Genomic DNA, 6,457 nt, shown 5'->3' on the forward strand with positions numbered 1-6,457 from the left:
TTGCAACGACCCACTACCCGTGGGTCTTCTACCTTAGAAAAATAATCTTGTACATCCATAACTCAAAGATAAGCCTATTTTGATGCGGGTGCCCTGCAATTCACTGGCTGTTGTGGATCTTTTCCCGTCTCTCTGGTTGCTGTATTATTACTCCTTGGTCGGGCATACAAGACCAGTAATATGTCGTGTAGCAGGCTTGGTGAGGCAAAGGCTTGGGGGCTTTGCCAAGCGATGCTTTAGGATTTCTATGAAACATTTTTTTTGAATTCTGTTGATAGTAGCTCACTCTTCAGAGCTCTGGAGGAGGCTTCGATCCAGATGTGGGCGCATGGAGGCAGACTGCGTATTTGCCCTCTAGCGGCCTCTAGGCTGCGTCTGAACACGTTTCTGCTCTTACCTCCCAGACGAGTAGAAATAGCCCCTTAAAACGTGGTTTTATAACATATTTATTATCAATGATATGTGGGTGTATTTGGAGGGGTTTGATACACTTATCCTATACTTTTGGATGTTTCACTCCTTCAATTTATTTGTTTTGGTGGGCTTATTCGTGCAGATGTATCCATCAATCCGACTAAATGTTCCCTTCAACTTAGTGCAACAGTTCTATCTGCCTTTATAAACTGCCTGCTTATTTCCCGAAAATCCTTGGTAAATCCTTAACACTCCTTAACCAAAAAGTAGAAGAATGGGGCTGTGTCAAAATTGAATTTTGGCGCAGCCCCTTTTAAGGTGTCTCAGAATCCGCAAAATGTAAGGCGCTAAGACTGAGGCTGACGGGAGCATACTAAAGTAACGTGATCGAAGCCGAATGTCGCAAGCAACACAGCAGTTTGTGCATTATGACACATCGCCTTTTGCATTGAGCGATTTGGCATTAGGGTACAGCTCTACAAGTCACAGAAACAAGCAAGTAGGGAACCACTCGAAAAAGGTTGCTCTCGAAATATAAATAGGCGAAAAAATACTATCCTAGCACTCAACCCAAGCATAAGCGGAAGACACCCACTAGCTAGGCCTAAGAATTTAATAAAGAGAAGTATTTACCAATAAGCTCCGACTATGTACCGATTATCATTCGAACTCGTCCAGCACACCCCCATCATCCACTTTCAAGCGGACTACCAAGGGGCAACCCTCCGTGCCTCCGAAGTCAAGCCCAAGCTCGACAAGTTTCTGCTCAAGTGCTTCAAACGTGATAAGATTTCTATCCCCAACAACTGGCTTATCCCCGGTCAAAAGGACGCTCTGAGCTACAAACTAAGTTTTCTATCCGTTTATCAAGAAAGTACTCACCAACGCTACTTGCCTTTGAGTGAATCCAAAGACAAGAAAAAGGATATAGCAGACAATCCTCGAAAGGAGCAAGAGTGTGAAGAGGAGCAAAAGAGACAAGAGGGTATTAAAGTGCTAGCCCCTTCTCCTTATTTTGCCAATCAAGAAGGTGTGAAAGGGGGAGAAATAAAAGGAGAGTTAGTTACCTTCGCTGTTATGTCTTCCAATAAGATAGAAGGTAAGATATATACTAAGCATAGTGTTCTACTGGAAGAACTCAGGAAGTATCTACCTGAGTTCTTTGTGTTACACAACTTTGGCGCAAGGCAAACTAAGGGCTTTGGCTCTTTTACGATAGGTGCGATTGATGGGGAGGGGTGGCATGTCGATGAAAATCTTCCCAAAGCTTTTGCTGAGAGGCAGGTGTACCTCCTTATTGGTGACTCGGGGTCTGAAACCATTGAGGACGATGTAGATGAAGCTATCAGTAAGGTATTTGATTTAATCCAAGACAAGCATCGAAAGATAAAAACCAAATCACTCAGAGAGTATTTAGGGGGTAAAACTGAACGCGACCTCTGTAAGAGCCTCCTAAACCATCAAAAGCCAAGCGATCCGGGAAGCTATGTATTCGCCAGGGCTCTTCTTGGTTTGACCAATGTGTATAGCTTCAGAGGGAAAGGCAAGAAAAAGGTATCCATCAGGGTCAAGTATAATCGTCGCCGAAGCAAATCACAAACGAATACTATCGAGCGATTTCCAACTCCACTGCTCTACAAACCTATCAGTATTGATGGAGCATATAAAGTGTATATCATTGCCCAACCAATACCAAAGCAAATGCGAGGAGCCGCTTTTGACTTCTGCGCCCCACAAATGAAGCAAGTATGGGTAAGAACCTCCAAGGACTTTAAGCTAACGACTTTTCTCTCTAGCAAAGATTGTGCACAACACATCAAAAAACTATGACCACATACACCGCTATCACGATAGGACCGATCGGCAAGACGCTCGACAAGGCACGCAAGGTTAAGGCCTATTGGAGTGCCAGCTACATGTTCTCTTGGATTATGCGAGAGCTATTATCTCGTATCAGCAAGATTGAAGGGCTGGAAATCCTCTCGCCTGCATACGACTCTACCTCTAGCGAGGCATTACTCTCGGGCGTGGGGCTATTCCCCGACAGAGCCTTTATTCGAGGCGAAGGGCTAAGCGATCAAATTCTTGAGGACACGAAAAGCGACATCCTCGCTCATCTTGCTTTTAAGCTACACGATAGTTTCTGGAAGAATAACCCCGATGCGGCGACCGATGATATTCCTAGTCTCGAAGAGCTAAGGCAGTATCTCGAGGACTACATCATGATCTCTTCGGTTAGGATCGAGAGAGAGGAGAAGAAGGGTATCATCAGCAAGCTCAACCAATATCTCGACACCCTAGAGCTACGGCAGAGGGCAACTAGCTCCACGAACGACTACCTCACACCCTTCCTCGCTCAGAACAATAGCTTTATCACGCAGGAGATCGGGGAGAAGATCCCATTCGCTACAACCTCTCTCATCGCTGTATCGGGCTGGATGGATGATGAGCAGGTCAAGGCCTGCTCGGACGAGGAGGGTTCAATCAATTACGCTAAGGTGTACGAGTACGAGCTACTGCAAAAGAGCTACCGCAACTGCTACAAGTATCTGGCCGTAGTCAAAGCCGATGGCGATAGCTTCGGCAAGTTCATCGCAGAGCTGAAGGACGAGGAGATGAAAGCGTTCTCCAAAGCTTTCTTCGACTTCTCGGTACAGGTAGCCAAGGATATTGCTTCGCCTCGTACTGTGCCCGTCTACATCGGCGGAGACGATCTCTTCTTCTTCGTGCCAATCTACAGCCACAAGCGCAACGAAGACATCTTTAATATCATCTCGTCTGTAGAGGCGTGCTTCGGGCGGTTTAAGGCGGCGGTCAAGGGGGCAGAGGGACTGAGCCTCTCCTACGGTGTGAGCATCTTCTACTACAAGAGCCCTATGTCCGAGGCGATTGAGGTGGCTAATCAGCTACTCGGGCAGGCCAAGAGCAGTGGGCGAGATCGAGTAGCCGTCTCGATCCGCAAGCACAGCGGGCGTACGATCGAGTTCACCCTGCCCTGCAAGGAGAGTACCCACTCGGCTCCACCCCCAGGGGGAGAGCAGAAAAAGAGCCCGAAACTATATAGCGAGGCTCTCGAGCTGATGCGAAGCCTGAGCAAGGATGAGGAGGTCATGATCGAGGGGCTAATCTATTGGCTCGATGATATGCTAGACACGGTGGTCGTACCGATCCTACAGATCGAGGACAAGGAGCTGAGAAAGAAACGACTGGATGCACTGAGGGCGAACTTCTTTGACGAGGATATTCACACCGATTATAAGGGGTTCTTGGCTCAAGTGTTTGACTTCATGTATGAGCTTAGCCTAGAGCATAGGGTAAAGGAGCCGAAGGAAATCTCGGAGTTCAAGAAGCTCATCTATGGCCTGCTGCGCTACTGCCAATTCATCACAGATACAGAGGAGAGATAGCTATGCCTACATCTACATATTTAGTAAAACTAACGCCCGTGGAGAAATTCTTCTTTGGGCAAAAGAACACCTTCGAGACGGGCAACGTCAATTACTTCGTGCGCTCGGCTCGCCTGCCTCAGCAGACGACGATACTAGGTCTACTGCGCTACCAGTACCTCCAGCATGCAGGGGAGGAAACTTTCAAGGGTAATAAAATTGTCTGCTGGAAGAAAGCGGACGAACTGATCGGCCCTCGTAGCTTCTCGACAACAGCTGCAGACAATAACTTCGGGCAGATCCAAGGACTCTCGCCAGTCTTCCTAATCGAGCAGGGGGCGGCAGAGGAGATTGCCTACTTCCCCGCAGGACTACGCTACCAAAGGCGAGCAGAGGAGCTCAGGCGGCTAGAGCTCGTGAGGGAGCAAAGAGAGGGCCAGGAAAGGCTGCATTTGCTCCAGGAGTCGGAGCAGCCCGATGAGCTGTATTCGCCTAAGAATGGGCTGAGCTCGGTGTGGGTGAGCTCAGAGGGCAAGCTGGTCGCCGAGGAGGAGTTCTTCGAGGAGGACTGCCGTGTCGGTATCACAAAGGACTACGAGGGTGGGGTACGGGAAGATGCATTCTTCTACCAAGTCTTCTATCGCTTCAGGGGCAAGTATAGCTTTGCCTGCTACTTCGAGGCGAGCGAGTCCTGCAAGCTCCCTTTGCGCAAGCTCGTGCACTTCGGGGGCGAGCGGCAGAGCTTCGTGATGGAGTGTATCCCAGTAGACAAACTTCCAGCCTATGAGCAAAGCTACACCCAGCGGATACGCCAAGCCTTCTACCCCTCCGAGGAAACTTACCACGCTGTACTCCTCCTCTCGGATGCGCATATCAAGGCTAAGGCACTCGAGGGGGCAGCCTTCTCCCTCACTGAGATCCGAGAGTTCGCACGGGTCATCACCTCCGTAAGGAAGACAAAGCACTATTACAATAGAAATAGTACACGTAGCAAGGATAAGGTCGATACCCAAGGCAATATGTGCGTAAGCGAAGAGATGGAGCTCTATGCCCGTGGCTCGATCTTCTACTTCGACTCTCTAGACCAAGCGGAGGCATTCCAAAAACAAGTACACGCCTCCACCTTCCACAAAATTGGCTATAACTATACCCAGCTCATTACCAATACTCAAGCAACAAATACAGCAACTATATGAAAACAGCAGCTTTTCTCATCAAGTGCCTCACGAACCTACACGTCGGCACGGGCGGCGCAAGCTATCAAGCCGTAGACAATACTGTACAGCGAGATGTCGCCTCTGGACGTCCCTGCATCTATGCCTCGAGCCTCAAGGGCGCACTCAGGCAGTTCATGACCACCCAACTAGGCGAGAATAATCCGATGATCAACCACGTCTTCGGCACAAGAGGAGGCAATGAGCCGATGAATGGCATTGGGCACTTCAGCTTCTTCCAAGCGAACCTCGTGGCCTATCCGCTGAGAGATGGTAGTGCACAGGGCTACACCCTAGGGGCGCACACCAAGTGGCAAGCGGAGGTCTACGAGCTCTACCAGCAGCTCTCGGGCACAGCCTCTGAGCAGCTAAAGCAGCGTCTAGAGGCGGACACCGCCATAAGCAATGAGCAGAAGGAAAAGGAGCTAGAGGAGGCTATCGAGAGCCTACCTATCATCGCCCGCAACTGCCTCGACAATGGCGAGAGCAAAAACCTTTGGTACGAGGAGGTTACGCCTTCCGCCTCGTGCTTCGTCTTCTTCGTAACCTACCCCGAGGGCGACAGTTACTTCGAGCAGTTCAACCAAGCCCTCCACGGCAAGGTCGTGCAGATCGGGGCGAATGGCTCTGTTGGCTATGGCTTTTGCAAGATCGAGTGCCTCACAGATAAGCCTAATGCTAACTCAAAGGGTGGAGAGGAGGTGAGCCATGATCATCAATAGGCACGAGATCCAGCGGCTTATCCCCACAGCCATTAAGGCTCTAGAGACCGTTGGGATCGCCAATGCCAAGGGAGAAGTCTCCAAGGTGAATGAGGGTTACATCAACGCCATGGGCCCGAGCATCATCCAGTCGGGCCTCCTCCCTACGCTCATCTTCTACAACAAGAGTAAGCGGGAGGGCAACAACACCGAGGGCGAACCCTGCCTTTGGCTCAAAGCCCTCTACTACATGCACCTCCCCGAGGAGCAGCGAGAGGAGATCAATTGGCGAGAGCTTGCCCCGACGACACTCATCAAGGAGATCATCGCAGGGCAAGGCGGCAACCTAGAGCGGATTGCAGAGAGAGCAAATATCAAGAAGTGGGAGGGGAAGCTCCTCAAGTACATCGTCGCCCTCAAGCTCGCCCTACGCACCTTTGAGATCAAGGAAGACAAGGAGGATAAGAAGAACAAGAAGGAAGGAGGCAACGAATGAACTACGGCAAATGGTACTATCGGGACTACTTCGATCGCCTAAGGCTCGATAACGAGGGGCAACTCAAGGTGCCAGAGAAGTTCGGGCATACGAACGACCCACTCGTTGGGGTTCAGAGGCTGGAGCAGAGGTTTATCGAGCCTCTAGAGAGACTATTGCGCAATGCGCCGCTCAAAGTTTCTTGTATCTTTCTCGGTGTTTTTTGCGTGTTTGAGCGGCTTTGGGAGCCTTGAATACTATCCCCCT

6 protein-coding genes are annotated in these 6,457 nt (G+C 50.0%); all 6 read left to right on the forward strand.

From position 1 onward, the window contains the following. Positions 1-1,311: 1,311 nt before the first annotated feature. The 6 genes from HQ41_RS03820 to HQ41_RS03845 are packed head-to-tail and all read left to right on the forward strand — an operon-like array spanning position 1,312 to position 6,444. On the forward strand, positions 1,312-2,244 hold the full coding sequence (locus HQ41_RS03820) for a hypothetical protein (protein ID WP_152567331.1): 933 nt from the start codon (positions 1,312-1,314) through the stop codon (positions 2,242-2,244). Further along, a complete protein-coding gene (gene cas10, locus HQ41_RS03825; protein ID WP_044188161.1) occupies positions 2,241-3,821 on the forward strand; it encodes a type III-B CRISPR-associated protein Cas10/Cmr2 in 1,581 nt (526 codons plus the stop codon). Before HQ41_RS03820 ends, cas10 begins: the two co-directional genes overlap by 4 nt. A gap of 2 nt (positions 3,822-3,823) precedes the next feature. Beyond that, positions 3,824-4,996, forward strand: coding sequence for a type III-B CRISPR module-associated protein Cmr3 (cmr3, locus tag HQ41_RS03830; protein ID WP_044188165.1), 1,173 nt, complete (start codon positions 3,824-3,826; stop codon positions 4,994-4,996). After that, positions 4,993-5,736 (forward strand): RAMP superfamily CRISPR-associated protein, encoded by a 744-nt coding sequence (locus HQ41_RS03835; RefSeq protein WP_044188168.1) that lies wholly within the window; start codon positions 4,993-4,995, stop codon positions 5,734-5,736. The genes cmr3 and HQ41_RS03835 overlap by 4 nt, the downstream gene beginning before the upstream one ends. Further along, positions 5,723-6,211, forward strand: a complete 489-nt coding sequence (locus HQ41_RS03840) for a hypothetical protein (RefSeq protein WP_052405270.1) — start codon at positions 5,723-5,725, stop codon at positions 6,209-6,211. The genes HQ41_RS03835 and HQ41_RS03840 overlap by 14 nt, the downstream gene beginning before the upstream one ends. Further along, entirely contained in the window at positions 6,208-6,444 is a 237-nt protein-coding gene (locus tag HQ41_RS03845; protein ID WP_044188171.1) for a hypothetical protein, read from the forward strand. The genes HQ41_RS03840 and HQ41_RS03845 overlap by 4 nt, the downstream gene beginning before the upstream one ends. Positions 6,445-6,457: the final 13 nt, after the last annotated feature.

Source organism: Porphyromonas sp. COT-290 OH860, assembly GCF_000768935.1.
Classification (GTDB): Bacteria; Bacteroidota; Bacteroidia; order Bacteroidales; family Porphyromonadaceae; genus Porphyromonas.

Excerpts from the sequence above, each read along its gene's own strand:
- cmr3 (WP_044188165.1), top strand. The coding sequence starts at position 3,824 with ATGCCTACATCTACATATTTAGTAAAACTAACGCCCGTGGAGAAATTC.
- cas10 (WP_044188161.1), top strand. The coding sequence starts at position 2,241 with ATGACCACATACACCGCTATCACGATAGGACCGATCGGCAAGACGCTC.
- HQ41_RS03845 (WP_044188171.1), top strand. The coding sequence starts at position 6,208 with ATGAACTACGGCAAATGGTACTATCGGGACTACTTCGATCGCCTAAGG.
- HQ41_RS03840 (WP_052405270.1), top strand. The coding sequence starts at position 5,723 with ATGATCATCAATAGGCACGAGATCCAGCGGCTTATCCCCACAGCCATT.
- HQ41_RS03835 (WP_044188168.1), top strand. The coding sequence starts at position 4,993 with ATGAAAACAGCAGCTTTTCTCATCAAGTGCCTCACGAACCTACACGTC.